General features: G+C 66.2%; 28 protein-coding genes. 4 read left to right on the forward strand and 24 right to left on the reverse strand.

What is annotated here, in order from left to right:
* Positions 1–30 precede the first annotated feature (30 nt).
* The 16 genes from flhB to RLDS_RS53875 form a co-directional block, all read right to left on the reverse strand.
* On the reverse strand, positions 31–1167 hold the full coding sequence (gene flhB, locus RLDS_RS53805; RefSeq protein ID WP_021228768.1) for a flagellar type III secretion system protein FlhB: 1137 nt from the start codon (positions 1165–1167) through the stop codon (positions 31–33).
* A gap of 1 nt (position 1168) precedes the next feature.
* The gene (gene fliR / locus RLDS_RS53810) at positions 1169–1951 is read right to left on the reverse strand and encodes a flagellar biosynthetic protein FliR (protein ID WP_021228769.1); all 783 of its coding nucleotides are present in this window, start codon (positions 1949–1951) and stop codon (positions 1169–1171) included.
* Between the two features lie 10 nt (positions 1952–1961).
* Positions 1962–2234, reverse strand: a complete 273-nt coding sequence (gene fliQ / locus RLDS_RS53815) for a flagellar biosynthesis protein FliQ (protein WP_021228770.1) — start codon at positions 2232–2234, stop codon at positions 1962–1964.
* Between the two features lie 35 nt (positions 2235–2269).
* Complete coding sequence (gene fliP / locus RLDS_RS53820) at positions 2270–3046, reverse strand: flagellar type III secretion system pore protein FliP (RefSeq protein WP_021228771.1); 777 nt, start codon at positions 3044–3046, stop codon at positions 2270–2272.
* Positions 3047–3118: 72 nt separating this feature from the next.
* Positions 3119–3385, reverse strand: a complete 267-nt coding sequence (locus RLDS_RS53825; RefSeq protein ID WP_021228772.1) for a FliO/MopB family protein — start codon at positions 3383–3385, stop codon at positions 3119–3121.
* A gap of 87 nt (positions 3386–3472) precedes the next feature.
* Positions 3473–3808, reverse strand: a complete 336-nt coding sequence (gene fliN, locus RLDS_RS53830; protein ID WP_009820835.1) for a flagellar motor switch protein FliN — start codon at positions 3806–3808, stop codon at positions 3473–3475.
* Entirely contained in the window at positions 3805–4692 is an 888-nt protein-coding gene (locus tag RLDS_RS53835) for a flagellar motor switch protein FliM (RefSeq protein WP_021228773.1), read from the reverse strand. The genes fliN and RLDS_RS53835 overlap by 4 nt, the downstream gene beginning before the upstream one ends.
* A gap of 55 nt (positions 4693–4747) precedes the next feature.
* The gene (locus RLDS_RS53840) at positions 4748–5368 is read right to left on the reverse strand and encodes a flagellar basal body-associated FliL family protein (RefSeq protein ID WP_021228774.1); all 621 of its coding nucleotides are present in this window, start codon (positions 5366–5368) and stop codon (positions 4748–4750) included.
* Positions 5369–5396: 28 nt separating this feature from the next.
* The gene (locus tag RLDS_RS54845) at positions 5397–8318 is read right to left on the reverse strand and encodes a flagellar hook-length control protein FliK (RefSeq protein ID WP_052034237.1); all 2922 of its coding nucleotides are present in this window, start codon (positions 8316–8318) and stop codon (positions 5397–5399) included.
* 3 nt (positions 8319–8321) lie between these two features.
* Positions 8322–8747, reverse strand: coding sequence for a hypothetical protein (locus tag RLDS_RS53845; protein ID WP_021228775.1), 426 nt, complete (start codon positions 8745–8747; stop codon positions 8322–8324).
* On the reverse strand, positions 8744–10072 hold the full coding sequence (locus RLDS_RS53850; RefSeq protein WP_021228776.1) for a FliI/YscN family ATPase: 1329 nt from the start codon (positions 10070–10072) through the stop codon (positions 8744–8746). The genes RLDS_RS53845 and RLDS_RS53850 overlap by 4 nt, the downstream gene beginning before the upstream one ends.
* On the reverse strand, positions 10069–10707 hold the full coding sequence (locus RLDS_RS53855; protein WP_021228777.1) for a FliH/SctL family protein: 639 nt from the start codon (positions 10705–10707) through the stop codon (positions 10069–10071). The genes RLDS_RS53850 and RLDS_RS53855 overlap by 4 nt, the downstream gene beginning before the upstream one ends.
* Positions 10700–11716: a flagellar motor switch protein FliG gene (gene fliG, locus RLDS_RS53860; RefSeq protein WP_021228778.1), complete on the reverse strand. Its 1017-nt coding sequence runs from the start codon at positions 11714–11716 to the stop codon at positions 10700–10702. Before fliG ends, RLDS_RS53855 begins: the two co-directional genes overlap by 8 nt.
* Entirely contained in the window at positions 11709–13469 is a 1761-nt protein-coding gene (gene fliF / locus RLDS_RS53865) for a flagellar basal-body MS-ring/collar protein FliF (protein ID WP_021228779.1), read from the reverse strand. Before fliF ends, fliG begins: the two co-directional genes overlap by 8 nt.
* A gap of 3 nt (positions 13470–13472) precedes the next feature.
* The gene (gene fliE, locus RLDS_RS53870) at positions 13473–13832 is read right to left on the reverse strand and encodes a flagellar hook-basal body complex protein FliE (protein ID WP_021228780.1); all 360 of its coding nucleotides are present in this window, start codon (positions 13830–13832) and stop codon (positions 13473–13475) included.
* A 14-nt stretch (positions 13833–13846) separates the two neighbouring features.
* A complete protein-coding gene (locus RLDS_RS53875; protein ID WP_021228781.1) occupies positions 13847–15115 on the reverse strand; it encodes a sigma 54-interacting transcriptional regulator in 1269 nt (422 codons plus the stop codon).
* 316 nt (positions 15116–15431) lie between these two features.
* Between RLDS_RS53875 and RLDS_RS53880 the strand changes: the two genes are divergently transcribed.
* The 3 genes from RLDS_RS53880 (at position 15432) to mdoH (ending at position 19912) form a co-directional block, all read left to right on the forward strand.
* Complete coding sequence (locus RLDS_RS53880; RefSeq protein ID WP_021228782.1) at positions 15432–16247, forward strand: flagellin N-terminal helical domain-containing protein; 816 nt, start codon at positions 15432–15434, stop codon at positions 16245–16247.
* A 199-nt stretch (positions 16248–16446) separates the two neighbouring features.
* On the forward strand, positions 16447–17967 hold the full coding sequence (locus RLDS_RS53885) for a glucan biosynthesis protein (RefSeq protein ID WP_021228783.1): 1521 nt from the start codon (positions 16447–16449) through the stop codon (positions 17965–17967).
* A gap of 64 nt (positions 17968–18031) precedes the next feature.
* Positions 18032–19912, forward strand: coding sequence for a glucans biosynthesis glucosyltransferase MdoH (mdoH, locus tag RLDS_RS53890; protein WP_021228784.1), 1881 nt, complete (start codon positions 18032–18034; stop codon positions 19910–19912).
* A gap of 44 nt (positions 19913–19956) precedes the next feature.
* Here the strand turns inward: mdoH and RLDS_RS53895 are convergent, their stop codons facing one another.
* The 8 genes from RLDS_RS53895 to RLDS_RS53930 all read right to left on the reverse strand — a co-directional run bounded on the left by RLDS_RS53895 (position 19957) and on the right by RLDS_RS53930 (position 26287).
* Positions 19957–20688 (reverse strand): sigma-70 family RNA polymerase sigma factor, encoded by a 732-nt coding sequence (locus RLDS_RS53895; protein WP_021228785.1) that lies wholly within the window; start codon positions 20686–20688, stop codon positions 19957–19959.
* A gap of 19 nt (positions 20689–20707) precedes the next feature.
* Positions 20708–22840, reverse strand: a complete 2133-nt coding sequence (gene flhA, locus RLDS_RS53900; protein WP_031299286.1) for a flagellar biosynthesis protein FlhA — start codon at positions 22838–22840, stop codon at positions 20708–20710.
* A 9-nt stretch (positions 22841–22849) separates the two neighbouring features.
* Positions 22850–23683 (reverse strand): lysozyme family protein, encoded by an 834-nt coding sequence (locus tag RLDS_RS53905; RefSeq protein ID WP_031299287.1) that lies wholly within the window; start codon positions 23681–23683, stop codon positions 22850–22852.
* A 145-nt stretch (positions 23684–23828) separates the two neighbouring features.
* The gene (locus RLDS_RS53910) at positions 23829–24137 is read right to left on the reverse strand and encodes a hypothetical protein (protein ID WP_021228788.1); all 309 of its coding nucleotides are present in this window, start codon (positions 24135–24137) and stop codon (positions 23829–23831) included.
* 12 nt (positions 24138–24149) lie between these two features.
* Positions 24150–24425 (reverse strand): flagellar biosynthesis anti-sigma factor FlgM, encoded by a 276-nt coding sequence (gene flgM, locus RLDS_RS53915; RefSeq protein WP_021228789.1) that lies wholly within the window; start codon positions 24423–24425, stop codon positions 24150–24152.
* A gap of 45 nt (positions 24426–24470) precedes the next feature.
* The gene (locus tag RLDS_RS53920) at positions 24471–25052 is read right to left on the reverse strand and encodes a flagella basal body P-ring formation protein FlgA (RefSeq protein WP_021228790.1); all 582 of its coding nucleotides are present in this window, start codon (positions 25050–25052) and stop codon (positions 24471–24473) included.
* 63 nt (positions 25053–25115) lie between these two features.
* Complete coding sequence (locus tag RLDS_RS53925; RefSeq protein WP_021228791.1) at positions 25116–25622, reverse strand: flagellar motor protein MotB; 507 nt, start codon at positions 25620–25622, stop codon at positions 25116–25118.
* A complete protein-coding gene (locus tag RLDS_RS53930; RefSeq protein WP_021228792.1) occupies positions 25619–26287 on the reverse strand; it encodes a MotA/TolQ/ExbB proton channel family protein in 669 nt (222 codons plus the stop codon). The genes RLDS_RS53925 and RLDS_RS53930 overlap by 4 nt, the downstream gene beginning before the upstream one ends.
* Before the next feature lie 243 nt (positions 26288–26530).
* On the opposite strand from RLDS_RS53930, the gene flgB reads away from it, so the two are divergent.
* Positions 26531–26902 (forward strand): flagellar basal body rod protein FlgB, encoded by a 372-nt coding sequence (gene flgB / locus RLDS_RS53935; RefSeq protein ID WP_009820812.1) that lies wholly within the window; start codon positions 26531–26533, stop codon positions 26900–26902.

Below are 26902 nucleotides of genomic sequence, written 5' to 3' on the forward strand. Positions count from 1 at the left end.
AGACGCGGACCGCGACGGCTTCAGCACCGGTCAGAGCTTACGCCCATCCGCATCGAAGCGCAGATCGTCGGGCACGGTGATGAAGGGCCGGTCCATTTCGCCAGCCATCTTGTTTTCCACGCGAAAGACGAAGGCAAGGACGGTCGCCACCGCCATATACAGCCCTTCATTCACGATCTGCCCCGCGCGGCTGGTGAAGTAGATGGCGCGCGCCAGTTCGGGATATTGCAGCACGGTGACGCCGTGGGTGTCGGCCAGGTCGCGGATCGAGGCGGCGATGGCGTCGCACCCCTTGGCGACGACCACGGGCGCGGCGTCCTGCCCCGGCTTGTAACGCAGCGCGACCGCGAAATGGGTGGGGTTGGTGATGATGACGCTCGCTTCGGCGACAGCCTTGCGCGTGGAGCCGCTCAATACCTCGAACTGGCGGCGGCGGATATGCCCCTTGAGCTCGGGCGATCCTTCGCTTTCCTTATGCTCGTCCTTCACTTCCTGCTTGGTCATGCCCAGCCGCTTGGCGCGCTGCATGATCTGGGCAGGCACGTCGATGCCCGCGATCAGGAACAGGCCGCCCGCCATGACCAGGCAGGTGAAGATGAAGATGTTGCCCACGTCGGCGATGGCCGGGGCTATCCCCGCCTTGCCCAGGCCGGTAATTTCGCTCAGCCGGTCCCAGATGAGCCAGACGCCGATGCTGCCCAGCAGGCCGACCTTGGCGATCGACTTCATGAGTTCGATCAGCCCCTGCATCCCGAAGATGCGCTTGAGGCCCGACAGGGGGTTGAGCTTTTCGGGCTTGGGCGCGAAGGCGCCGGGGCGAAAGCCCAGCGAGCCAAGCAGCGCCGGCGCGGCGATGGCGGCCAGAAAGGTGGCGAGCATGACGCCCGCCACCGGCAGCGCGATGCTGGCAAGCAGATCCAGCCCGCGCTTGGCGGGCGAGAAGTCGACAATGTCCTCCCGCCGGATGCGCAGCGCCTCCACCAGCATGTCGCGCAGCGCGTCGATCAGCGATGGGCCGACGACCGCCAGGCAACCGATGCCGGCCATGACAACCATCGCCGTGCCCAGTTCGCGCGACTGGAGGATGTCGCCCTTCTTGGCGGCGTCCTGCAATTTCTTGGGTGTCGGCTTCTCGGTCTTTTCGCCGCCCTCGCTGCCGCCGGCCATGTCAGCGGCCCTCGGCGATGTGGCCGGCTTCCGTGAGCCCAGCCTTCAAGGCTGCGGTCATGCCTTCGGCCATGATCGGCGCGGCGATGGCGAGCAGGATCAGGCCCGCCATCATCGCCATCGGCATGCCGACCGCAAACAGGTTGAGCGAAGGCGCGGCGCGCGACAGCATGCCCATGACGATCTGCACCAGCACCAGCGCAAAGCCGACAGGCAGCGCGACGGTCACGCCCATGCCCAGCAGCGAACCGCCAAATTCGATGAGCCGCCAGATGGTGTCGTTGGCCAATATGCCGCTGCTGGGCGGAATGGCGACATAGCTTTGCACGACGAAGCTGGCGAGCAGCAGGTGGCCGTCCATGCCCAGCAGCAGGAAAGTGGCTAGGATCGAGAGAAACTGCCCCAGAACCTGCGTCCCCTGCCCCGAGGACGGATCGACCATGGCGGCGAAGTTGAGACCCATGGCGTTGCCGATCGTTTCCCCCGCGACGAAGGCGGCGGCATAGCCGATCTGCACCGCGAACCCCATGGCCAGGCCGGCCAGCACTTCGCCCGCCACCATCAGCACGCCCTGGATGCTGGCGACGCCATCGGCTGGCAGTTGGATGGTGACGCTGTTGAGCGCGGCGAGGCCGAGCGCGAGCGCCAGGATCAAGCGCAGCTGAAGCGGGACAGCGGGCGCGCCGAAAACGGGCGCGGCGATGAAGGCGGCGCCCGGCCGGATCATCGCGATCAGCCAGACCCACAGCTGGGTTTCGACGCCCGCAAAGCCCGGCGCGATCATCGCGCCCCCCTCATTGCAGCAGGTCCGGGATACGCTCGAAGATTTCGCGGGTGAAGTCGGCGATCAACACCATGATCGATCCGCCGAACAGCACCAGCATCGCGCCGACGATGATGAGCTTTGGAATGAAGCTGAGCGTCTGTTCGTTGATGGATGTCGCCGCCTGGATCATGCCGATGACGAGGCCCGAAATCAGTGCCGGGATGAGGATCGGCGCGGCCGCGAGCGCCGTGATCCACAGCGCCTGCTGGGCAAGGCCCATGAAGAAATCGGCGTTTTCCATCGCCTAACGCTCTTCAACCGTTCGGTGAGTCGCGCTCATGTCGCGAACGATCCCGCCAGCGACCCCATCGTCAGCGCCCAGCCGTCGACCAGCACGAACAACAGCAATTTGAAAGGCATGGAAATGATGGTGGGCGACAGCATCATCATGCCCAGCGCCATCAGCGTCGACGCCACCACCAGGTCGATGATGAGGAAGGGCAGGAAGATCATGAAACCGATCTGGAACGCGGTCTTGAGTTCGCTGGTGACGAAGGCGGGCAGCAGGATGGAAAAGGGAATGTCGGCCGGCGTGCGGAAAGCGGGCGCCTGCGCCAGATTGGCAAACAGCTTGAGGTCGCTTTCGCGCGTCTGCTTGCTCATGAAGCCGTGCAGCACCTTGGCCGACCGGCCGACCGCCTCCTCGATGCTGATCTGCCCCTTGCCATAGGGGTCGAAGGCCTGGGCGTTGATCGTGTCGATCGCGGGCCGCATCACGAACAGCGACAGGAACAGCGCAAGGCCCACCAGCACCTGGTTGGGCGGCGTCTGTTGCAGGCCCAGCGCCTGGCGCAGCAGCGACAGGACGATGATGATGCGGGTGAAGCTGGTCATCATGAGCACGAGCGACGGCAGCACCGTCAGCAAGCTCATGAGAATCAGGATTTGCAGCGATAGCGAGAGCGACCGGCCGTCGCCCGACACCTGCCCCAGCGCGCGGGTCAGCGCGCCGCCATTGTCGACCGGCGGCGCGGCGGGCGCGGCCTGGGCCAAGGCGGGGACGGCTAGAAAAAAAGAAAAACCACCGTCATCCCCGCGAAAGCGGGGATCCATCTTCCCAGCCCCGGGACGAGGCGAAAGGTCGAGAAATGGGTTCCCGCTTTCGCGGGAATGACGACGCTATTGTCACCGTCCACGATAGGGGTCGCCTTCCGCGATCTTTTCGATGCGGCCGCGTGTGACCGCGACGAGGATCTTCTTCCCCTCGAACTCCACCACGGCCAGCTTGCCGAACGTGCCCATGGGCAGCGCCTCCAGCAGCTTGAGCGAGCGATCCCCCTGCCCAGCGCCGATCATGCCGGGCTGATATTTGCGCCACAGCCACAAGGCGCCGAACGCCATGCCGCCCACCAGCGGCAGCAGGATCAGCAACTTGACGAAATACCAGACCATATCGAGCCGCCCGCTATCATGGTTAACCCCGCTTGTGCGATCCGCAGTTTCGCGCGCAAAGGCAAGGGCAAATTGGCCAGCGTGCGATCAGCCGCGCCGTTCGATCCCGGCAAGCCGGTTTTCGGTCGCCGCAATATCGACGATGCGGATGCCATAGCGCCCGTTCACCGTCACCACCTCGCCTTTGGCGATCAGCGCGCCGTTGACCATGATGTCGAGCAGATCGTCGGCCTGGCGGTCCAGTTCGACGATGGAGCCTTCGGCCAGGTCCATGACTTCGGCGAGGCGCAGCGACGTGGAGCCGACCTCCACCGACATGCGCACCGGAATATCGGCCAGCAGCTTGAACTGCCGGTTATTGGTCATCTTGCTGACCGGGTCTTCGGGCCGCTCCATCCGGGGGGCTTCGCTCATGTCGCTCATTGGTCGGTTTCCTGTGCAAGCTTTTCGATCTGGAAGGCGGCGCGGCCATCCTGTTCGCCGATCGTGCCATGGGCGACGATGCGGTTTCCAACGATCAGCGGCAGCGCGCGGCCGATCGTCACGGGGATCACGTCACCGACCTTGAGGTCCATCAGGTCGGCAAGCGAGAGATTGGGTCGGGCCAGCACCGTTCGGGCCGGCAGGCGGATGTCGCGCATGCGCCGCGCGATGCGTCCCTGCCAGACCGGATCGGCCTGGTCATCGTCGGCGGGCACCTTTGCGCCCGTCAGCGCCTCGACCGCGCGGAGCGCCGACAGGGGGAACAGCAGGTCGATCGGCCATTCCTGCTCGCGCGTCAGCGTGACGACGAAGCGTTGCAGCACCATCTGGTCGGCCGGCTGCGCGGCCGCGGCATAGCCAACGCCCGTTTCGCGCAGGATGAGCGACGCGTCGAGCGGCAGCACATCGGCCCAGCTTTCGACCATCCGAGCCATCAACGTTTCGGAAATCCGCGCGATCAGCCGATCTTCGGTCGGCGTGAATTCGCCGCGCACGGGCAGCGGGCGATTGCCGATGCCGCCATAGAAGCAATCGACCAGCGTCGAGATCATGCCCGCGTCCAGCCGCAGCAGCATCTGCCCCTTGAGCGGCAGGATGCGATAAAGCGATATGCTGGTGAAGGCCGGCACTTTCGCGCTCCAGGCGGCGAAGTCCAGCACACAGGCATCCTGCGCCTCCACATTGGGGCGCACGCCGGCAATCGGTTCGATCAGCGCGCGAATGCGCCGGCCGAGCTTTTCGCCCAGCCGGTCGAGCCCGGACAGCATCACGGGCGCCTGCAATTCCCCGCGCCCGAAGGCGAAGGATTGAACGTCGGTCGTCATCTTGGTCCCCTGCCCGCATCAGGTCAGGGGACATCCCGACCCTCTTCAGGCGGCCCTATTGAATAACGAAATTGGTAAAATAAACGTTATCAACGCCGCCATAGCCGGTTTTCTGCTTCAAAATATCGTTGATGATCGTCTTGATCTTGCCCTGAAGCATCTGCTTGCCCTTGGGGGTGTCCAGCACCTCCTGCGGCTGCTGGGCCAGCATCATCAGCACCTGGCTGCGGATCGCCATTTCATGCGTCTTGATCGCTTCGACTACGCGCATGTCATAATAGGTCGACACCGCGACCGAAATCTGGGCGAAGGCGTCGGTATCGCTCATGTTGGAGGTGAAGGGCGCCTGCAATTGGAAATAGGTCGCCTGATAGGCGGCCGGATTGGCCGGAGCGGGCAGGTCGATACCCTTGCCATGAGGCATGGCGTGGATCGCGCCGGCCTCGCCATGCGGGGCGGCATGAGCCTTGGCGATTTCTTCGGCGCTTTCGCCCGCCAGCACCAGCACGGGCTTGTTCGGGTCTTCCTTGGGGCCTTCCTCCTTCGCGCCGAAGAAGCCGGCGGCATACAGACCGCCCGCCGCTCCCGCGCCGCCGACGATGACGCCGACGACCAGCAGCAGGATCATCTTCATGCCCCCGCCCTTTTTCTTCTTCGCCTTGGGTTCATCGCTCATGGTCTAGGTCCCCTGGGATGGGCGCGGATCACGCATAGCGCGCGCGCACTGTGTCGCGGGCGCTGTTGCCCGCCTCCTCAGAGTCCATAACGACCGACGCGTCGCCATTTTTATGCAGCTGCGCGATATTTTCGCGACCCTGCCGGCCCTGCATCTGCGACTGGGCTGCCCCTTGCCCCGATCCCTGGCCCGATCCCTGGCCCTGGGCCTGCCACTGATTGGCGGATGACGGTTGTTGCTGATCGGATGACGAACCATTATGGTTAGACGTGCCGTCAGCGCGAGCCGGTTCGGTGATATGCGCGGCGCGCTCGACCCGCACATCATGGATGCGCGCGCCGGAAAAGGCGGGATCGCGTTTCAGCTGGTCGCTGTCCTGGCGCAGCGCCAGTTCGGCCGCTTCGCTGGCGACGGTAAGGCTTACCGCCGCGCCGTCCGCGCCCTGGCGGATATCGACCTGAACGGGGCCAAGCTGGTCGGCGTTGATCTGGAACCGGCCCTGCGCGCCATTGGCCGATAGGCCGGCAATGTCGCGCGCCAGCCCGTCGATCCACTGGCCCGACACGCCCATGTCGACCATCTGCGCGCCGAGGCTGGCGGACAGGTCGATGGCGGGCGTGGCGATTGGCGCGAGCGGCGCGACCGTCTGGGGCGCGGGGGCGAGCAGCGGAGCCGTCGCAGCGCTGGCCGGCGGGGCTGCCGCCGTCGGTGAAGCGGCCACAACGGGCGCGGTGTCGTTGGCGGTGGTGCGTTGATTATCGCCACGCGCTTCGACAGGTGGGGCGGCGCGGCCAGTCATCTGATCACGCACCAGCTGAAGCAAGGACACGGCCTCGGCCCGAACCCGCTGCACCATCGGGCGCGCCGCGTCGGACGGCCTATCCGGCTGCGCTACAACCGGTTCAGCTATGTCAATGGCCGGCGGAACGACAGCGGCCTGCGATGCTACGGGCTGAATGGTCGCGCGATTGGCCGGAGCGGCCAATGCGCCGTCGGTTTCTGGCGTCGGCGTCTCGACACTCGCGCGCCCGCCTGCGGCCTCACGCGGCACGGCGACCGGGCTTGGCGGGATCGCATCGGCTTCGGCGGCAAGCGCGTCGGGCGCGGCTTGCGGCAAAGGACGGGCGGGTGCGGACTGGTCCACGCTCGGCGTGGAGGCCACAGGCGGCTTTACCACAGCGGCGGGCGCGGTCGGCGCTTCCGTTGAAACAATGGTCGCGGCGGGCGCGGCCGATGCTGCCGCCGATATGGTGGCTGCGGCGGCGCATGGGGCGGTGACTTGGGCGACCGGGTCAGCATTCGCCAAAGCGAGCGCGGCGTTCCGATCGACGCTGTTGCCGGGCCTGGCGATCGGCGGCGCCGCAACGGCTATCGGCGGCATCGTTTCCGTGCCCAAATCATCGGCCGGCATGACCGGGCCGGGCGTGGATGTCGTCGAGGCGAGCGCCACAGGCTCCGTCCGCACCGACCTGCTCGCAACGGCGGGACGGGAGGGATCGGCCGGGGGCATGGCGTCCGCGACCGGCATTGATGCGCTTGCGGGCATATTTTGGCTATCTTGATCCGGCGTGGCGTCGGACAGCGAAACGGACAACTGAGCCGCTTTTTCAGATTGCCGGAGAGGCGGAGAGGCTTCGGCCAAATTCGCCCTTGCGACGCCATCGACGGCGGTCTGGGTCGCGGCTAGCTGCGGCTCGACCGGCAGGGACGTCGCTGGCGGCACGGGAACCGCCTTTTCCTCGACCGGCATTGGCGACGGCGCGACGGGCGCGTGCGTATAGGGTTTGGATACGTCAACCCTCGGGACGACGATATCGGCTGACGTAGCCACGGGTGGCGGTGTCAGAGGCGATATGCTTGTATCGCCTTCCGCGTCGACCGGCTTTCCTCCGGCCTGCGCAGCGCGCGGCTGCGCTGACATAGCGGGTTGCGATGGAGTGCCACGCTCGACGACCGGCGCAGGCGCGGCGCTTATGGGCGTGCTGACTGCGGCAGGAGCCAGAGGCAATGGCGCGGGAGTCAGGATCGCCATCGCGGGCGTGGGCATCATCATGTCTGGCGCCTGATCCGTCGGCGCCCTCGTGTCGGGAGTGGCCGGTTGCGCTATCGGCTCGTCGTCGCTTACTTCGGATGGAGCCACCGGCGTTTGCGGGCTTTCGACCGCGCCGCGTCGGGCCGGCCTGGCGACATTTTGATTATCGGGGCCACGCAGGACGATGTCGGACGCCGGGGAGGCTACTGGCGTCATCGGCGCCACTTCGGTCGGCGTCGCCAAGGGTGATACCGTTTGTGCCTTGTCCGATGGCGCGCCGACAACGGCCGAAGGCGACAAGGCGTCGTCGTTTGGGACGGGCAACTGGTCCGCTGGCTCATTCGCGGGCTTAGCGACCACCGGGCTCGCGATAACCGGGCTTGCAGTAATGTTCGCAACCGCTGTTGGCGTGGCATCCGGTGTCGGCGCGGCCACCGTTTGAGGCGCTACATTTGGCTGCTTGGAGGGGCTGAGGGTTTCCGTCGGCCTGTTGGGGGTCGGCAGCACCGCATTCGGCATTTCAACTGCTTCGACCTCGGGCAGCGGGTTCGGTCCGGTAGCCTTGGCGGCAATTTCAGCCGCATCCTCGACCTGTGCCTGTGGCGCAGGCGTTGCCTGATCGGTCAGCGCCGTGGCCCCTGCCCTGACCGGCGCGCGATCGGCGGCGACAACGGCATCGGGCACCGCAGCCGTCGAGGCGGGCGATGCGGGTGGCGCAACGGCAGCGCCTTCCCCAGCTGCCGGGGCTTTGGCAGGCATCGCCGATTGCGCCGGACCAGTCACGGGCGTCACAGACTGAGCAGCGCCTAGAAATTGCGCGAAATCCGCGCCGCCTTCCGCCGGCAGGGCCATGGGCGTGGCGCCGCCGGACACGGCGGTTGGAAACAGCAGGGCCTTGAGGCTGGTCAACATGGTCATGGCTCAACGATCCTCATTGCGCTGCATCCGCCGATAGCGCGGCAAAGCGGCAAGCTTGTTCTCCCGCCACTCCTCCAGATTCGCGTGGGCGCGGTCCTTGAGGCGGCTGGCGATTTCCTTTTCGCGGTTCGCTGCAAGAGTCATGCCTTCTTTGGCCTCGACATTGCGGCGGGCGTCATAGAGCGCGCCGTCGAGCTGGCGGCTGGCCTGCTCCAGGCGCGTCGCAAGCTCTTGCATCGCGGCGAAGGACGCGCCATTGGCCATCCCCTGCGTCTCGAACAATTCGTTGCGCACGGCGCGCAGCCGCTCCAGATTATGGGCGATGCCATTGGCTTCATCGCGGGCGCGCGCGGTTTCGGCGACCGCCATCGAATGCTGGACCGCGCGCACGCGCAGCACGCGCTGGCGGCGATTGACCAGCCCCTTCACGCGCCAAAGCCGGCGATGAGCGCGGCGGCGCTGGTGTCGAGGTCGATGCGGCTTTTCTGGTCCTGTCGGATAAAATCGAGGATTTCCTGCCGGCGCTTGACCGCTTCGTCGATCACCGGGTCATTGCCGGGGCGATAGGCCCCCATCAGGATGAGGTCGCGATTTTCCTCATAGGCGGCCCACAGGCGGCGATAGCCGGCGGCGGCGGCGCGATGCGCGTCGGGCACGACGTCGGCCATGACGCGCGACAGGGACTTCCCGATGTCGATGGCCGGAAAGATCGCCTGTTCCGACAATTGGCGCGACAGCACGAAATGCCCGTCGACAATGGCGCGGGCGGCATCGACGATCGGATCGTCGGTATCGTCGCCATCGGCCAGCACGGTGTAGAGCGCAGTGATCGACCCGCCGGTGCGCGCGTCGACGCCGGCGCGCTCGACAAGGCGGGGAATGAGCGCGAGGGCGGAAGGCGGATAGCCCTTCATCGCCGGCGGCTCGCCCAGCGCCAGCCCGATTTCACGCTGGGCATGGGCGCAGCGCGTCAGGCTGTCGATCAGCAGCAGCACCTTCTTGCCACGGGCGCGGAAATATTCGGCGATGGCGGTCGCGCGGGCGGCCGCGCGCAGGCGCAGCACCGGGGGATGATCGGCGGGCACGGCGACCACGATCGACTTGTGCATCGCGTTCTTGAGCTTGGTTTCAAGGAAGTCGCTGACTTCGCGCCCGCGTTCGCCGATCAGGCCGGTGACGACGATATCGGCCTCCGCGCCGGCGATCATCTGGCCCATCAGGACCGATTTGCCGACGCCCGACCCAGCGATGATCGCGATGCGCTGGCCGCGCCCGGCGGTGAGCAGCGCGTTGACCGCGCGCACGCCCAGGTCAAAGGGTTCGGTGACGCGGCCGCGATCAAGGACATTGCCCTTGACCCCGTTGAGCGGCCAGGTGCCGCCGGCGATGATCGGCCCCTTGCGATCCAGCGGCTGGCCCATGGCGTCGATGACGCGACCGATCAGGCCATCGCCCACCTGCACCATGTTCGCCTGGCTATCGGGTTCGACACGGATGCCATTTTCCAGCGGCGCGTCGGCGTCGAGCGGCACCAGCAGGGTGCGGTCGCCGCGAAAGCCGACGACTTCGGCGCGGCAGATGGACCCATCGCTCGCCAGCACCCGCGCGCCCGATCCGATCGGGCGGCGAAAGCCGGTGACTTCCAGCATGCCCGCATCATGGCTGACCAGCCGGCCGACATGGCGCGGCGCGCGATTCTGCACCTGGAGATGATCGAACAGATGTTCCGCCTGACGCAGCGCCGCCTGGATCATGATTTGCCTTCCATGTCATCCATCAGCGCGCGAAGGCGCGACAGGCGCACGTCCGGGCCATCCTCGACCCAGCCGTCCGCGGTTTCCAGCCGGACGCAACCGCGATGCATGCTCTTGTCAGCGACCATCGGCACGCCGATCGTTTCGCCCTCCAGCAGGGCGACGTCGTCGGGGTGCAGATGCAGCGCGCTTCTGTCCTGATTGCTTTCGATGAAGGCCGCGACGGTGTCGCACCGGTCGACCAGCCGTTCCAGATCGATCTCCACCTCGCCCACAATCTGTTCGACCAGGCGCACGACCGTGGCGGACAACATCGTCGACAACATGCCGCTGGGCGCGGGCGCGAGCAACTCCAGCGCCTCGGCCAGACGCGCGCGTGCATCGGCATCGGCGGCATTGGCTTCGGCGGTGACGCGGCAGCCTTCGTCGAACCCCAGCGTGAAGGCCTCCATGCGGGCCTCCTCGACCAGATCGACTTCCGGCTCCACCTCGACCACGGCGCCGCGCATCGCAGCGGTCAGCTGGCCCGGAGGCGCGGTATAGAGGCTGCGAAAGCCGCCTTCGGCCGGACGGAAGCCGGCGACCGTGACCGGCGCGACGTCCTGAACCGCCTCTGCCCCCCAGATCCTAGACAAAGTCGTTGCCCTTTCCGCCGAGCATGATGGTGCCGGCATCCGCCATGCGGCGCGCGGTCGCGATGATGAGTTTCTGCGCGTCGATCACTTCGGCCAGGCGAATGGGGCCGCGTTCCTCGATCTCGTCGGCGATCGCCTGCGCCGCGCGCGCGGACATGCAGCTGAAAATCTTGCCCTTGAGCAGGTCGTTCGCACCCTTGAGCGCGACCACCAGCACCGTATTGTCGATCGTGCGCATCAGCGTGCCCAGATTCTTGTCGTCCATGTCGATGAGGTTGTCGAAGACGAACATCTCCTCCTCGATCGTCTGGGCGATCATCTTGTCGCGCTTGGCGACGGCCTTCATGATCCGCTGTTCATTATCCTTGCGGACATTGTTCATGATCGCGGCCGCCTCGACCGTGCCGCCGCGCTGCGAGGCGGCGCCCTGCTTGGAGGCGGGTCCGCGCAGCAGCAGCTGCTCCAGATCCTCCAGCGCCTCGTTCGACACGGGGCCGAGCGTGGCGATGCGATAGACGATTTCCTCCTGATATTCCGACGGCAGCAATTGCAGCACGTCGGCGGCGACCGGCGCTTCCAGATGCGCCAGGACGATCGCCATGATCTGCGGATGCTCCATTTCGATGAGCACCGCGATTTCCTTGGCGTCCATCCATTTGAGCATCTCCAGCTGCGTGGAGCGGGTCGGCGGCGTGATGCGCGCCAGGATGGTTTCCGCGCGTTCCTCGCCCAGCGCCTTGGTCATCGCGCCGCGAATATGGCGGGTCGCGCCATAGCCGATGGTGGTGCGCTTCTTGGCCTTGGTGACGAAATGGTCGAGCGCCTCGTTCACTTCCTCGGGATCGACATCCTGCACGTCATACATGGCATAGCCCAGCTGGCGCACTTCGTCGGGTTCCAGGCGCGACAGGATCTGCGCGGCCTCATCCTCGTTGAACAGCATCAGCAGGACGGCGGCGGCGGCGCTGCCCTTGAGCGCCTCGGGACGGCCGGGGACGATCTCAGGCATTTTCCTTTTCCTTCTTGGCGTCCTTCAGCAGATCGCGCACCACCAGGGCCGCGCGATCCGGGTCCTGTTTCACGAAATTGCGAATGAGGTCGGCGCGCTGCGCATAGTCGTAGGTGGACGAAATCATGTCGAGCGTCACCGGAGCGGCCGGGTCGGCCGGATTGGCGACCGCCTGCTTGGTAAGTTCGGTCGAGATGGCCTGACCGATCACCTGCTGCTGTTCGGCGCGCTGCGCGGCGGCGGCCTCCTGCGCGGCGGCGCGGCGTTTCAGCAGCGGGCGACCGATGCCGAAGATCACCAGCAGCGCGACCAGCAGCGCCGACACATTGCGCGCCAGCGGCGCGATCCAGTCGGCCTCATACCAGGGCGTTTCAGCAGCCGCTTCCTTGACGAAGCTGCGCGAGGAGAGCGCGACGACGTCGCCACGCGTCTGGTCGAAACCGACCGCCCCCTTCACCAGTGCTTCCAGCGCGGCGATTTCCTGCGGCGAACGGGGCTTGCCGTCCGGGCCATTGTCCAGCGCGACCGCGACCGACAGCCGCTTGACCGTGCCGGTGGCGTCGCGGACGACGGACACTTCGCGGCCCAGTTCGAAATTGCGGTTGAAGGTTTCTTCCGTCTTCATCAGCGGGTCGGCGGGCGTGCCGGGAGCCTGCGCCTGCGCGGTCTGGCCCTGCGTCACCGCCTGGCCATTGGGGTTGGTCTGCGTGACCGTCGGGTCGACCGGCGCCTGGTTGCTGAGCGCGCCGGGAATGCCGCTCGCCTCGCCCTTGCCCTGGCCGCGCGGATCGGACGCCCAGCTGCCGGTTTCGCTGCGCAGCCGCGCTTCATCCTGCGGATAGGTTTCGCGGGTCGCCTGGCGTTCGGCGAAATTCAGTTCGGCATGGACTTCGGTCGAAAAATTACCCTCGCCCAGAATCGGCGTCAGCAGCGCGATCACCGACTGACGATAGCGATCCTCGATCTTGCCCTGCATCGCCAGCTGGCGATCATCGCCCGCATTGCCGTCATTGTCGGTCAGCAACCGGCCATTCTGATCGACCAGCGAAATATCGTCCGGGCTGAGTTCGGGAATGGACGACGCGACCAGATGCACGATCGCGCTGACCTGTTGCTGGGTCAGCTGCCGGCCCTGCGCCAGGCGCAGCATCACCGACGCCGACGGCTTGGTGCGTTCGCGCAGGAACACGCTGGGCGGTTCGACGGCCAGATGCACCTTGGCGCTTTCGACGCTGTCGATCGCCTCGATCGTGCGGGCCAGATCCATTTCGCGGGCCGAGCGCAGCTTTTCGCCCTCGACCGCGCGGCTGGCGCCCATCGGCAGGCTGTCGATCATGCTGTTGCCATCAGGCGCGCTTTTGGGCAGCCCCTGCGCGGCGAGCATCATCTTCGCCTTGAAATAATCATCCTCCGCGACCGTCATCGCGCCGGAATTATCGAAGTCGTAGCGCACGCCATTCTGGTCCAGCACCTGCGCGACGGCCGATTTGTCGGAATCGGGCAGGCCCCGGAACAGGTCGCGCTGCGGCGGCTCGCGCAGCGCCAGCCAGGCCGCGCCGGCGACGGCGACGGTGCCAATGAGGCCCAGCAGCGGCAGGCTTTTCGCCACGGCCGGCTGTTTCATGAAGCCGGTCATGCGCGCCTTGATCGCGTCCATGCCCTTGGCGCCATTGCCGCCAAAGCCGGTGGTCGCCCCTGCGGGCAAAGCGGGTGCTGCGGTCCCGACGGCGGTGGAAAGTGCGTTCTCGCTCATCGTTTATACCGGCATGCTCATAATGTCCTTGTAGGCGGACAGGAGTTTGTTGCGGACTTGCAGGGTCGCTTCGAAGCTGACCGAAGCCTGTTGCTTGGCTAGCATGACGCCGGCGATATCGGTCGTTTCACCGCGCTCGAACGACGCGGCGGCCTCGCCAGCCTGGGCCTGCAGGCCATTGACCTGTTGCAGCGCGCTGCTCAGCGCCTCGGTAAAGGCGCCGGGCTTGCTGTCCTGAACGCCGCCGGTCGCGCCCGCGCCAGCGGCGGGGCCGGTCTGGGCGATATCGCGCAGCGCGGCGTTCTTTTGCAGGATGGCGTTGCGGATCGCCATCACGCTGTCCGTGGGGGAAATGCCGTTCATGTCACGCGCTCCTGTCAGGCAGCGGCAAGGTCACGCATCTCGGCGAGCCGATAGCGCAGGGTGCGTTCCGAAATGCCCAGCTTGCGCGCGGCCTCGGCACGGTGGCCGTCGGTTTCGCGCAGCGCCAGCCGCACCGCTTCCAGCTTGGAATGGCGGGTCAGGTCACGCAGCAATATGGGTTCGGCGGCGGCCGCCGGTGCGGCGGTGCCAGCGACAACGCGCAGCGGCTGCGGCGCGCCCGCCATGTGCAGGTCGCCAGCGTCGATCCGGTCGCCTTCGCGCAGCACCAGCGCGCGCTGGAGCACATTGCCCAGTTCGCGCGCATTGCCCGGCCAGCCATGGGCGGCCAGCTTGTCGAGCGCGGCGGCGGTCGGCCAGACGAAGCCAGCCTTCGCACCGTCCTGCTGGCGCAGCAGCATGGCGGCGGCGATCGCGGCGATGTCGCCACGGCGATCGGCCAGCGGCCGCAGTTCCAGCGCCATGACATTGAGGCGCCAGTAAAGATCCTCGCGGAACCGTCCGGCGGCGACTTCGGCGGCCAGATTGCGGTTGCACGCGGCGATGATGCGGACATTGACCGGCACCGGGTGCGTCGCGCCGACGGGCAGCACTTCGCCCTCCTGCAAGGCGCGCAGCAGCTTGGCTTGAAGCGCCAGTGGCAATTCGGCGATTTCGTCAAGGAACAGCGTGCCGCCATCGGCCGCCAGGAACAGGCCGTCGGACGACTGGGCCGCGCCGGTGAAGCTGCCCTTCTTGTGCCCGAACAGCATCGCTTCCATCATGGTTTCGGGCAGCGCCGCGCAGTTGACGGCGATGAAGTCATGGGCGGTGCGGCCGGACTGGGCATGAAGGAAGCGCGCCATGCCTTCCTTGCCGGTGCCGGTGTCGCCCTGGATGAGAACGGTGGCGTCGCTGCGCGCGACCCGGGCGGCGAGCGACATGAGATGCGCGCTGGCGGTATCGCCCACCGCCGGAACCGATACGGGCCTGGCGAGTTCGGAGATCAGGGCAAAGGCAAAGCCCATATCTTCCAGGCCAAAGGCGACGCGCGCCGGCAGGCCATTGGCGGCCGCCACCAGCGAAGGCGCGCCGTCGATCAAACTGATGAGGATGTCGCGATGCGTGGCGTGACCGATCTCGGTCGCCAGCAACACGCGGCGGCTGTCCTTTTCGCGCGGGCTTTGCGCGTCGACGATGCGGACAGTGTAGAAGGCATTTTCGAGCCAGTGCTGCAGCCCGGGAACGAGCGCGCAGACCCCACGGCTCACGTCAAGCGATGACATGAACTTTTCCCACCTATTTGTCTGGCTTGTGCCCCCGCACGCCCCAGTCCCTTCGATGGTTAACTTTTACCCGGCCCGTGGTTATCAGATGGTTAACACGGCAAATTTGTTGCCGGTCGGCGGCAAATAATTTCCGCCGCTGCCGCCCCTTGCCAGGCTCTATACTATCGCGCGCGCGAGAAAGCCCCGAAAACCGGCAGATTCCAGAAAAATCGCATATCGCCCTAAAAGCCTCCGACGCCCCGCCGTTATCCCCTTTCGAGGCCGCAAGCAGCCTGATGGCAGCGACCTGATCGACACACGGAAAGGGAATATCATGACTGTTATCGGAACCAACACCGCGGCGCTGCGCTCGGCCAACGCCTCTTCGATGGCCAGCAAGTCGCTGAGCACCGCCATGGAGCGCCTGTCGACCGGCAAGCGCATCAACAGCGCCAAGGACGACGCCGCCGGCCTCGCCATCGCTTCGTCGATGACTGCACAGATCCGCGGCATGACCCAGGGCGTCCGCAACGCCAATGACGGCATCAGCCTGGCGCAGACGGCCGAAGGCGGCCTGGGCGAAGTCAGCAACATGCTGCAGCGTATGCGTGAACTGACGGTTCAGGCGCTGAACGGCACCAACGACGCCGACGCCAAGAGCAACATTCAGGCGGAAATCTCGCAGCTCGCCACCCAGATCACCGACACGCTGGCGAACACCGAATTCAACGGCACCAAGCTGTTTGACGGTTCGACCGCCACGGTCAGCATCCAGGCTGGCGCGAACGCCGCTGACACGGTCGACATCGACCTGGACGACGTCGCTGGCAACGCCGACGTGACCGCAGCGCTCGCCGTCGACGCTACCACGGCGACGACCGCCGACCTTGCCACCTTCGACGATGCGCTCAAGGCGATCGCGACGACCCGCGCGAACCTGGGTGCGGTGCAGAACCGCCTGGAATCGACGGTCAACAACCTGACCAACAACATCACCAGCCTGACCGACGCGAAGAGCCGCATCGAAGACGCCGACTTCTCGGCCGAAACGACCGCTCTTGCCAAGCAGCAGATCCTGAGCCAGGCGTCGACCGCGATGCTGGCCCAGGCCAACCAGAGCCAGCAGGGCGTGCTGAAGCTGATCGGCTAAGACTGACGAAATTGGACGGCTGAGGCCTTGGTCACCGCCAGCCGTCCAATGGAGCTTCCGGCGCATCAACAGTCCCCACCGCGCCGGCGGCGACACCTTCGATCGAACGACCTACTGTTTTGAAGCCTCCGTCCCCCCGGGCGGGGGCTTCTTCGTTTCGGGAGGGATACAAGTCTTGGCTCGATCGTTTTGCCGGTCCATGAGCCAGACCACGACCCAGATCGACCGCCGCGCGATGATCGCGGCCTCGGGCGCCGCCCTCCTCCTGCCCTCCATCCTCCAGGCAAAAGGCCTGACCGGCAATCGCCCCACCCCCTTTTCCTGGGACCGGTTGGTGGCGCAGGCGCAGCAGTTGACCCGCACCCCCTTCAAGGAAACCCCCGCCCATCCAGGTGCATCCAAGGTCGACTATATCGCCCAGCATGAGGCGCGCTTTCGCGACGATCGCACCTTGTGGGGCGACCTACCCGGCGACACCGGCATCCGCTTCTTCCCGCTGTCGCAATATTCGACCCAGCCTGTCAGCATCGCCACGGTCGAAAATGGCCGCGCCACGCCGCTGCGCTATGACGCCGATATGTTCGACGCGCCGGCGGGCAATGCGGTAAAGGCGCTGGGTCCCGATGCGGGTTTTGCGGGCTTTCGCATCATGAACGCGGCGCGGGACGGCGACTGGCTGTCCTTTCTGGGCGCCAGCTATTTCCGTGCGCCCAGCCCGCAAAAGCAGTTTGGCCTCTCGGCGCGCGCCATCGCGATCAACACGAGCCTGGGCAAAGAGGAATTTCCCCGCTTCACTCATTTCTGGCTGGAGCGAGCGGGCGAGAGCAGCGTCACCATCTATGCCTTGCTTGATGGCGCATCGATTACCGGCGCCTATCGCTTCGTCAGCCGATTGGGGGCCGATGGCGTCACGCAGGATGTGACCGCCGCTCTTTTCCCGCGCCGGCCGATCGAGGAACTGGGGCTGATGGCGATGACCAGCATGTTCTGGTACGATCAGGCAAACCGGGGCAAGGGCACCGACTGGCGACCCGAAATCCACGACAGCGACATATTGTCGATCGCCAGCGCCAACGGCACCGCCCATGCCCGGCCGATCATCAACCCGCCTACCCCGCTGGTGAGCGCCTTTGCCGAAACCGACCCCAAGGGCTTTGGCCTGGTCCAGCGCGACCGCGATTTCGACCATTATCAGGACGACGGCGTCTATTATGACCGTCGCCCGACATTGTGGGCAAGCCCCTCTACCCCGCTCGGCGCGGGCGAGGTGCGGCTCTACAGCTTCCCGACCGACAGCGAATATACCGACAATGTCGTCGCCTATTGGACGCCCGCAGCATCGGCTACGCCCGGACGGCGCATCGATGTGGGCTATCGGGTGGACTGGAGCGCGGCGCGCGCCCCTGCGTCGCAAGCTCTGGGGAACGAGGTCGCGATCGTCCAGAATGTCTGGCGCGGACGCGGCGATGAAGAGGGCAGCGACCGGCTGGTCATTGATTTTGCCGGCGTGGCCGATGACGCAAAGCCCGACATCTGGACCGACATCAGCGCGGGCACGATGATCAAGACGGCGGGTTATCCTGTGCTGGGGCAACCGGGGCTCTATCGCATGGTGCTCGACCTCAAGCGCGAAGGGGCCGGGCTGACCGATATTCGGGCGCAGTTGCGTCTGGGCGACCGTGCCATCAGCGAATATGTGCACTATCCTGTCGGCCCCTGAGCGGAACCGTTACGGACCCGATCGGTTCTGACGCTTTGGGTCAACAGGGAACGGGGCCGAAATCATGGACAAGGACGTCGCGCCGACGACCGACCCGCCGGTCGATGAAAAGCCCGTGCCGCGCGCCTTTGAACAGGTGCCGGCCGAAAGCCCGCTCGCCATGCCGGAGCAGGATTTCGACACGACGCCGCCGCTCATCGCGCGCCGCCGCTTCAATATCGACCTGTGGGCGCGCCGCCTGCTGGTGATCGCGCTCACGCTGATCCCGGCCGCGCTGGCCGCGCATGACATGCGCCGGTCCATCGGGCTGGACGGCATCAGCGCACTGGAGGGCGTCTATCTTGCCCTCTTCATTTCCCTCTTTGCCTGGATCGCTTTTGGTTTCGCCACCGCCGCTATCGGCTTCCTGCTGCTGACCGTGGGCAAGGGGCGCAGCGTCACCCCCCGCCCCCTACGCGCGTCCGAACCGCTGCGCGGCAAGACCGCGATCCTGCTGCCGGTCTGCAATGAGGATTTTCTGGGCGTGCTTGGCCGGCTGTCGATCATGGAGCGCAGCCTGGCGCAGGTGATGGGCGGGGAACGGTTCGAATTCTTCATCCTGTCCGATTCCAACGCCGAAAGCGGCGAAACCGAAAAGCGCGCCTATCTGGAAATGCGCGACTCCTTCTCGCGCCCGGTCCATTATCGCCGCCGCGCGCTCAATATCGGGCGCAAGCCGGGCAATATCGCCGAATGGGTGACGCGCTTTGGCGGCGGGTACGACCATATGATCGTGCTGGACGCCGACAGCATCATGAGCGGGCAGACCATGGCGCGGCTGGCCGCCGACATGGAGCGGCACCCGCATGTCGGCCTGATCCAGACCGTGCCGACGGTGATGGGCGCGGCGACCCTGTTCGCGCGCTGGCAGCAATTTGCCAGCCGCCTGTTCGGACCGATCTCCGCCGCCGGCATGATCTGGTGGGCGGGCAGCGAAGGCATGTTCTGGGGCCATAACGCCATCGTGCGCGTGCGCGCCTTCGCCGAAAGCTGCGGCCTGCCCGAATTGCCCGGTCGCGCGCCCTTTGGCGGCCATATATTGAGCCACGACATGCTGGAGGCCGCGCTGCTGCGCCGGCGCGGCTGGGACGTGCATATGGTGACGGCCGACGACAGTTTCGAGGAGTTTCCGCCCTCCATGCCCGACCTGTTCACCCGCGACCGGCGCTGGTGTCAGGGCAATATCCAGCATGTGCCGCTGCTGATTCGCATTGCGGGCCTGCACCCTTTGAGCCGCTTTCAGCTGCTGGTCGGGGCGACTGCCTATTGCACGTCGCCCATGTGGCTGGCGCTGATGCTGGTGGTGCTGGGCGGCGCGGCCAGCGGCACCTGGCCGCCGGCCGAGGTGCTGCCGTCGGGCGCGCTGCTGGGCGTGACAGCGCTATTGCTGTTCGGTCCCAAAATCCTCGCCATATTCTGGGCGATGGCGGACCCGGCGCGGCGCATCGGCTTTGGCGGCGCGCTGCGGATGACGCGCGGCGTGCTTGTCGACATCATCCTGTCCATTCTGATGGCGCCGGTCGCGATGCTGACCCAGACGATCAACCTTGTCACCATATTGATGGGGCGCAAGGCGAGCTGGAACGGCCAGACCCGCGACCGCGATGGCATGGCGATCGGCAGCGCGATCTGGCTGTTCAAATGGCATATCCTGCTGGGCGTCGGCCTGACCTGGCTGGCGGTGGAGGCAGGCGCGGTCGGCTGGACGCTGCCGGTGGTCGCGGGCCTGTTTGCAGCGCCCCTGCTTGCGGCGATCACCGCGCGCAAGGATTTGGGCATACGGGCGGAAAGAAGCGGCCTGTTCCAGGTCGCCGACCCATGGTGGCGCACGCAAAGCTATCGCCCGCTGCGTTTCCGCTGGCCCAACGGCGAAAAGCGCCGCGCCATCGCGGCTAACGATGAATAGTCTGTAAACGCGCCCGCGCCGATAGCAGGCGGAAACTGCGCCCGTCACTCGTCCCAGTCGCGCAGCTTCTCGCGCAGCTTGTCGAGCGCGGCCTTCTTGATCTGGCACACGCGCGCCGCACCGATGTCCAGCGTCTGGCCGATTTCCTCCAGGTTCATTTCCTCGACGAAATAGAGTTGCAGCACCATCGCCTCGCGCTGGGGCAGTTCGCTGATGCAGGCGGCCAGCGCCTTTTTCAGCGATTCGCGTTCCAGCACCTGGTCGGCGCGGTCCTCCACATCGGCGAACCACATGGACTGGTCGGAATAGACCTCGTCCATGCTGGTGTGCTGGACCATTTCGACGCTGTCGGCCACCTCGCGATAGGCGGCCGGCTCCAGCCCCATCTCGCTCGACATTTCCGCCTCGGTCGGCAACCGGCCCAGCTGCTGCTCCAGCCGACCCCGGACCCCGGCAATTTCTTTCCGCCTGGCCATTGCCGACCGGCAAAGCGTTGCCTGCCGGCGCAGATGGTCGATCATCGCGCCGCGTACGCGCAGCTGTGCATAGGCGGCAAAGCCAAGCCCGCGATCCTCGAAACTATTGGCCGCCTCGACCAGCGCGACCATGCCGATCTGAAGCAGATCCTCCACCTCGATGGCGGTCGAAACACGGCCGTGGACATGCCAGGCGATCTTGCGCACCAGCGGCATATATTGGCGGGCCAGCCGCTCGGGGCTATGCTCACCGGGCTTGCCATAAGTGTGGGCGCCAACCGCGATCTTGTTCATATACATGACCTAGTCCCAGCTTCTTTCAGGCCACGCGTTCGCGCATCTGATCCGGCTTTGGCAGCGGATCATGGCGGGGCGTTGGCCGCGATTCATTCCCTACCACCGCAACCACTTCCACACCCTTACCGTCGGGAATTTCCAGGAAGGACAGCACCGGCGTTTCGGGCAGGTGCGGCTTGAACAGGCGGGCGAGCGCCCGCCGCGCGACGGGCGAGGTGACGATGGCGAAATTGCGCGCCTGGCCCAGCATCGGGCGGGCGGCGTTCACCACCTGCTCGACAATGCGGTTGGCAAGGCTCGGCTCGATCGGATGCCGGGCGTCGCCCGCGACCCGCATCGCCTGCGCCAGCATCGCTTCCAGCTCGCCGTCCAGCGTGATGACCGGCAGCGGCATCTTCACCGGCACCAGCCCCTGGATGATCAGCGCGCCGATCCGCTGGCGCACCGCCTCGACCAATTGCTCATGGCTCATGTCGGGGCGCGCACCATCGACCATCGCTTCGCAGATGCGACGGAAATCCTTGAGCGCGATGCCTTCGCTCAGCAACGCACGGCACAGCGCGCTGATCTGCGTCAGGTTGAGCAGGCCGGGCGTCAGCCCGTCGACCAGCTGCGGCGCCACATCCTTCAGATTGTCGAGCAGCTTGCGCGCTTCGTCCAGGCCGAACATTTCGGCCGCGTTCATCGCGATCAGCTGGTTGAGATGCGTCGCGACGACCGTCGGCGGATCGACCACGGTATAGCCCGCCACGACCGCTTCGCTCCGCTTGGCCTGCGCAATCCAGACTGCGTCCAGCCCAAAAGTCGGGTCCTTGGCCGGGCGGCCGGTGACGGTGCCTTCCAGCGCGCCACTGTCAAGCGCCAGCAGGTCGTCGGGCCAGATTTCGTCCTCGCCCACGACGACGCCGGCGATGGTGATGCGATACTGGTTCGGTTCCAACGCCAGATTGTCCTTCACCCGCACCATCGGCACGACGAAGCCCAGTTCCTTGGACAGCTGGCGACGGATGCCGGTGATGCGGGCCATGAGCGGCGCGCCCTTGCGCTCGTCGACCAGGGAGATGAGGCCATAGCCGATCTCCAGCCCCAGGATCGCGCCGTCCGACACATCGTCCCATTCGATGAGCGCGGGGTTGGGCGCGGGCGGCGGCGGCGCGGGTTCGGCGGCCTTTTTCTGGCTCGCCTTGCGCAATTGCCACGCGATACCGCCGGCAACGGCAGCGGCCGGCAGGATGATCATGTGCGGCATGCCCGGCAGGATGCCCAGGAAGCCCAGGATCGCGGCGACCGGCACCCAGGCGCGGCCGGTGCCGAATTGCCCGGCGACCTGGGCCGACAGGTCCTGCTCGCTCTTGACGCGGGTAACGATGGATGCCGCCGCGATCGACAGCAGCAGCGCGGGAATCTGTGCCACCAGCGCGTCGCCGATCGCCAGGATGATATAGGTCTGCGCGGCCTCGCCGATGGCCAGGCCATGGCTGACAACGCCCAGGATGATGCCGCCGATGATGTTGATCACCAGGATCAGGATGCCCGCGACCGCATCACCCTTCACGAACTTGCTCGCGCCGTCCATCGACCCGTAGAAATCCGCTTCGGTCGCGACTTCGGCGCGGCGGAACTTGGCCTCTTCCGGGGTCAGCAGGCCCGCGTTCAGGTCGGCGTCGATCGCCATCTGCTTGCCCGGCAGGGCGTCCAGCGTGAAGCGCGCGGACACTTCGGACACGCGGCCCGCGCCCTTGGTGATGACGACCAGGTTGATGATCATCAGGATGGCGAAGACGAAGATGCCCACGACATAATCGCCGCCGATCAGGAAATGGCCGAACGCTTCGATCACCTGTCCCGCCGCATCCGCGCCTTCATGCCCCGACACCAGCACCACGCGGGTCGAGGCGACGTTGAGCGCCAGGCGCAGCAGCGTCGCGAACAGAAGCACGGTGGGAAAGCTGGAGAAGTCGAGCGGCTTGGCGGCGTTCAGCGCCACCATCAGCACGGCGAGCGAGATCATGATGTTGGTGATGAAGCCGATATCAAGCATGACCGCCGGGACCGGCACCATCATGAACAGGACCACCATCAGGGTCGCGAACGGCAGCACAGCGCCCTTGGCGGCGCTCATCCAGATCTTCGCTTTGACTTGGGCAGGGGACATGGTCGGCCGTTACCTTCCGAGGGTGGCAAGCATGAGATAGGCAAGACGCGCCGTCTGCGGCTGCGGCCGGACGCTGACGTCGGGCTGCTGGCTGAGGCGCTGGGTTTCGATCCGCACATAATCGGCGGGCTGGACGGTCCGTGCGCCGCTCGGCAAGCTGGCGGCGGCGCCGGAGGCGTCGGCATATTGGACCGGGCCGCCCAGGCTGTCGGAGCTTTTCTGCAACTTGGCGGCGAAACGGTCGCGAATTTCCGAAAAGCTGCGGGCATTGCCCGACCGGTCGTAGAAGATCGACCGGTTGGCGCGCGCGGCGGACGGGAAGAGCGAGGCGGCGCTCGCATCGGGTGCGCGATCATGGACCGACAGGAATTTGGTCGCCCCGCCCACGCCCAGGAAATGCGCGAGATAGAGGTCGACCGGCTCGGCCTCCCGGCCCAGCTTCGATTCCAGATAGGCCTTGTTATCGGCGGCATGCTGCGCCGCCATCACCGAAGCGGTTTCGGGATGCTTGCGAAGGTCGAGTATCTGCTGGCGCAATTGCGGATCGGACACATAATAGCGGCCATTGCTGCCCTGGCTGATCGCGTCCGAAGCCCAGCCCAGCCCATATTCGCTGCCATGCTTGTCGATGACGGCCAGCCAGCTCTGGTCGATGAACTGATAAAGGCCGGTGGCAGAGGAGGTGGTCGCGCGCGCCGTGGGGTTCAGGCTCGATTCGATCTTCGCCTGCCCCAGCAGATAGCTGAAGTCGACACCCGTGCGCCGACTCGCCATGGCGATCGCGTTGGTGACGCGATTGCCGGTCGATCCGGAGGTTGCCGAAATGTCTGCGAATGCCGACACGATGCTCAAAATCCTCAATTGCTAGCGAGGACATTAGAGCAAGGCTTGTGCCAAGATTTGGTTAACGCGGCGGCAGGAAATCGACCGCGCCCCGACGAAAAGCGGCGCCCGAAGGCGCCGCTTTAGCTTTAACGATGAATTTTTTTCAGCGGCCGTAGGTCAGCGGCGCGGCGCGCGCGCCATGCGACGCCAGGATGGACAGGCGCTGGCTGGCATGATCGGCCAGCAGGTTGACCCGCACCCGTGCGCTTTCGATGAGCGGCAGCATCGCGCTGATCCGCTCGACCACCGCCGGGTCGGATCGCCAGGCGCCAACGGCCCGTACCGCGGCAGCCGCGCGGCTCACCCGGTCGCTCGCCTGCTCAATCGCCGTCACGTCGCTGCCGGTCAGCGCGTCGCGCAAGCCGTCAAACGCGGTGAACAGGTCATCAAGGGCAGCAAGGCCAAGCGGCATGGCGGCAAATCCTTATGTCTGGGGCAGGTCGAGTTCGAGCATCCGTTCGGCGATCGCATCCGCATTCACCGGATAATTGCCCGACGCGATCGCGCTCTTGATCGCGGCGATCTTGTCCATGTCCACCGGCGCGCCTTCGGCCGCCATGCGGGCGGCGGGGCTGGCGACGTCCGCCGCAGCCGACGCCGGTACGGAACCGGTGGGCGCGGCAGCGCGGGTCTTGCCGCTTTCGCGCAGGCTGGTCGCGCCGATCGCATTGCCGATGCTCTGTCCAACAGAGTTGATCATGACTTTAATCCTTCACTCGTCCTTTGACCCTTATAACGGACAAGTTCAAAAATCATTAAATCCTGGAATGCGCACCATGCCCATATCGACGATCTGGGCGAAAATCGGCGGACTTTTGCGGTCTTCGCGCACGCGGATCGTGTCGCCGACCGCGCCGCCCTCGTCCGCGATCATCATGCGCGATACGCTGAAACTGGCATTGCCGGCCATCAGCTGCACGGGGTCGCCCTTGCGCACCACATCTTCCCTGGGCGCGGCGGCGACAGCGGCGCGGGTAAAGCCGCTCGACGGCGCGGCGCGCGGCGCGGCACCGGGCACGGGGCCATAGCTGGCGGCGGCGACGCCCTTGACCAACGGCACGCGGATGCGCCAGCCCAGCGCCTCGCACTTCACCATCGCCGCGCCGAAGACCGGACCTTCGACCGTGGGAGTGCTGGGGCAGGCGGCGAGGCGCAGCCGCCGATCGACCGGGGCGGCCGGACCGCCCGGCTCGCCCATATTGGCGCCGACGGTCATCGCGACAAGGCTGTCGATGCGATCGAGATTTTCGAACGTCTGCTGCGCCAGCGCGGGCTGCACGGTGGCAATCGCGGCGGTGGCGGAGAGGAGGAACGAAAGGCGAAGCACGGGCAGTCTCCTGTCAAAACAGAGTGTCTTCCCCTCGCTTCCGCAATTTTCGTGCCAGTCGGCTCAATGCGCGGCCTTGCTGCCGGGGGCGACGCGGATCCACTGCCCCTGCCCCGCCTGCCCGTCCGCCTGCCCGTCTGCCTGGTCCAGGCCCCGGATCAGCAGCCGGTCACGAGAAAGGCCGCGTGCCTGCAAGGCGCGCGCGACCGCGCCCAATCGCGCCGCGGCCAGGTCCCATTCGTCGAACCGTTCATGCTGCCGGTCCGCGCCACGACTGCGGATCTCGACGCTCGGCGCGCTGGCGAAACGGTGCGCCAAATCGGCAATCCGTGCCTCCCCCTGCGCGCTCAACAGAGCCTCGCCCGGCAGGAACAGATCAGCGGCGCGAATCTCGACGCCATCGGCCATCGGCCGCCCGCCAAATTGCCGACTGACCTGCGCGAGCATGGCGTCGCGCCGCGATCCGCTCGCCTGCAACAGCACGAAGAAAGCGAGCAGCAGCAAGAGCAGATCGGCAAAGCTGACCGCCCAGCGATTGCGCCGGGCAAGGGGGATAGGGGGCGCGCTCATGCCACTTCGCGCATGGCCGCGCGACGCAAAGGCGCATTTTCGCGCCGGGCGATCACCAGCATCCGGTCCGCCGCCTCACGCTGCCAGGCCAGTTCCCGCTCCGACAGGTCGGCCAGGCGCGCAGCGATGGGCGCGGCGAGGATGTTGGCGATCACGACGCCATAGAAAGTGGTGAGCAGCGCCAGCGCCATCGACGGTCCCAGCGCGGCGGGGTCCTCCATCGCGGCGAACATGCCGATCAGGCCCAATATCGTGCCCGCCATGCCCAGCGCCGGCGCAGCGTCGGCGACCGACAGCCAGACGCGATGCGCCGCGCCATGGCGCTGCGCGCGGTCGGCCAGCGTCTGCGTCGCCCACAGCGCGAACTGTTCGGTGCGGTCGCAATTGGCCAGCTTGTGCGCGGCCTGCGTCAGGAAAGGATGGGCGGTCTTCACGCGATCGGTGCAGGACAGGCCGCGTAGCTGCGCGACATGGTCGATCTGAAGCAGGGCGGCGCGCGCGGCGTCCTGGTCGCGCAACGGATCGGCGCGCAGCAACGGCGCCAGCGCCCCGATCGCGCGCCCGCAAGCAGCAAGGCCATTTTGAAACAGCGCCACCAGCGCCACCCCACCCAGCATCGCCAGCAGCGTTGCCGGATCGAACAATTGGCTGAAAATCGCGAGCATGCGCTATGTCGTCCCCATCGTTCATCGACGGCCGGCAACGCCCTGCCGCCGACCGGCAAAAATTTGCCGCCCTTGCCGCCCTGTCTGCGGAACGCCTGTATTTCCGTGCTTTCCCGCCGTGCCGATGCGTCACCCACGCAAATTGGCACGGCTCTTGCTGATCACAGGCTGGATCACCCGCAGGCGACGCCATCAGGCTTCAGAACGGCGGGTGAAGGCGAAACTTTAGAGCGAATTTTGAGCATGTCGGTCGAAGACAATCTGTTCGGAATACACGGAAAGGCGCTAGCGCTTCGTTCGCAACGCCTGTCGCTGCTCGCGTCCAACATCGCCAATGCCTCCACGCCCGGTTACAAGGCGCGCGACATCGACTTTGAAGCCGCGCTCAAGGAAGCGACGGCGCAATCGTCGGGCGCGACCTCCACCGACATGGGCAAGGCGGTCGAAGACGCCATGGGCTATCGCGTGCCGCTTCAGCCCAGCCTCGACGGCAATACGGTCGAACTCAGCACCGAGCAGACGCTGTTTGCCGAAAACGCCGTCAAATATCGCACGACCCTCTCCTTCCTTGAGGGCCGGATCAACACCATCAACCGCGCGCTGAAGGGAGAATGA

The sequence above is a fragment of the Sphingobium lactosutens DS20 genome, assembly GCF_000445105.1.
In the GTDB taxonomy this organism is placed as follows: domain Bacteria; phylum Pseudomonadota; class Alphaproteobacteria; order Sphingomonadales; family Sphingomonadaceae; genus Sphingobium; species Sphingobium lactosutens.

What these genes read in the sequence shown, in the direction of transcription:
- flhB (WP_021228768.1), bottom strand. Translation starts at nt 1,167, where the DNA reads ATGGCCGGCGGCAGCGAGGGCGGCGAAAAGACCGAGAAGCCGACACCC.
- fliR (WP_021228769.1), bottom strand. Translation starts at nt 1,951, where the DNA reads ATGATCGCGCCGGGCTTTGCGGGCGTCGAAACCCAGCTGTGGGTCTGG.
- fliQ (WP_021228770.1), bottom strand. Translation starts at nt 2,234, where the DNA reads ATGGAAAACGCCGATTTCTTCATGGGCCTTGCCCAGCAGGCGCTGTGG.
- fliP (WP_021228771.1), bottom strand. Translation starts at nt 3,046, where the DNA reads ATGGATCCCCGCTTTCGCGGGGATGACGGTGGTTTTTCTTTTTTTCTA.
- RLDS_RS53825 (WP_021228772.1), bottom strand. Translation starts at nt 3,385, where the DNA reads ATGGTCTGGTATTTCGTCAAGTTGCTGATCCTGCTGCCGCTGGTGGGC.
- fliN (WP_009820835.1), bottom strand. Translation starts at nt 3,808, where the DNA reads ATGAGCGACATGAGCGAAGCCCCCCGGATGGAGCGGCCCGAAGACCCG.
- RLDS_RS53835 (WP_021228773.1), bottom strand. Translation starts at nt 4,692, where the DNA reads ATGACGACCGACGTTCAATCCTTCGCCTTCGGGCGCGGGGAATTGCAG.
- RLDS_RS53840 (WP_021228774.1), bottom strand. Translation starts at nt 5,368, where the DNA reads ATGAGCGATGAACCCAAGGCGAAGAAGAAAAAGGGCGGGGGCATGAAG.
- RLDS_RS54845 (WP_052034237.1), bottom strand. Translation starts at nt 8,318, where the DNA reads ATGACCATGTTGACCAGCCTCAAGGCCCTGCTGTTTCCAACCGCCGTG.
- RLDS_RS53850 (WP_021228776.1), bottom strand. Translation starts at nt 10,072, where the DNA reads ATGATCCAGGCGGCGCTGCGTCAGGCGGAACATCTGTTCGATCATCTC.
- fliG (WP_021228778.1), bottom strand. Translation starts at nt 11,716, where the DNA reads ATGCCTGAGATCGTCCCCGGCCGTCCCGAGGCGCTCAAGGGCAGCGCC.
- fliF (WP_021228779.1), bottom strand. Translation starts at nt 13,469, where the DNA reads ATGAGCGAGAACGCACTTTCCACCGCCGTCGGGACCGCAGCACCCGCT.
- fliE (WP_021228780.1), bottom strand. Translation starts at nt 13,832, where the DNA reads ATGAACGGCATTTCCCCCACGGACAGCGTGATGGCGATCCGCAACGCC.
- RLDS_RS53875 (WP_021228781.1), bottom strand. Translation starts at nt 15,115, where the DNA reads ATGTCATCGCTTGACGTGAGCCGTGGGGTCTGCGCGCTCGTTCCCGGG.
- RLDS_RS53880 (WP_021228782.1), top strand. Translation starts at nt 15,432, where the DNA reads ATGACTGTTATCGGAACCAACACCGCGGCGCTGCGCTCGGCCAACGCC.
- RLDS_RS53885 (WP_021228783.1), top strand. Translation starts at nt 16,447, where the DNA reads ATGAGCCAGACCACGACCCAGATCGACCGCCGCGCGATGATCGCGGCC.
- mdoH (WP_021228784.1), top strand. Translation starts at nt 18,032, where the DNA reads ATGGACAAGGACGTCGCGCCGACGACCGACCCGCCGGTCGATGAAAAG.
- RLDS_RS53895 (WP_021228785.1), bottom strand. Translation starts at nt 20,688, where the DNA reads ATGTATATGAACAAGATCGCGGTTGGCGCCCACACTTATGGCAAGCCC.
- flhA (WP_031299286.1), bottom strand. Translation starts at nt 22,840, where the DNA reads ATGTCCCCTGCCCAAGTCAAAGCGAAGATCTGGATGAGCGCCGCCAAG.
- RLDS_RS53910 (WP_021228788.1), bottom strand. Translation starts at nt 24,137, where the DNA reads ATGCCGCTTGGCCTTGCTGCCCTTGATGACCTGTTCACCGCGTTTGAC.
- flgM (WP_021228789.1), bottom strand. Translation starts at nt 24,425, where the DNA reads ATGATCAACTCTGTTGGACAGAGCATCGGCAATGCGATCGGCGCGACC.
- RLDS_RS53925 (WP_021228791.1), bottom strand. Translation starts at nt 25,622, where the DNA reads ATGAGCGCGCCCCCTATCCCCCTTGCCCGGCGCAATCGCTGGGCGGTC.
- RLDS_RS53930 (WP_021228792.1), bottom strand. Translation starts at nt 26,287, where the DNA reads ATGCTCGCGATTTTCAGCCAATTGTTCGATCCGGCAACGCTGCTGGCG.
- flgB (WP_009820812.1), top strand. Translation starts at nt 26,531, where the DNA reads ATGTCGGTCGAAGACAATCTGTTCGGAATACACGGAAAGGCGCTAGCG.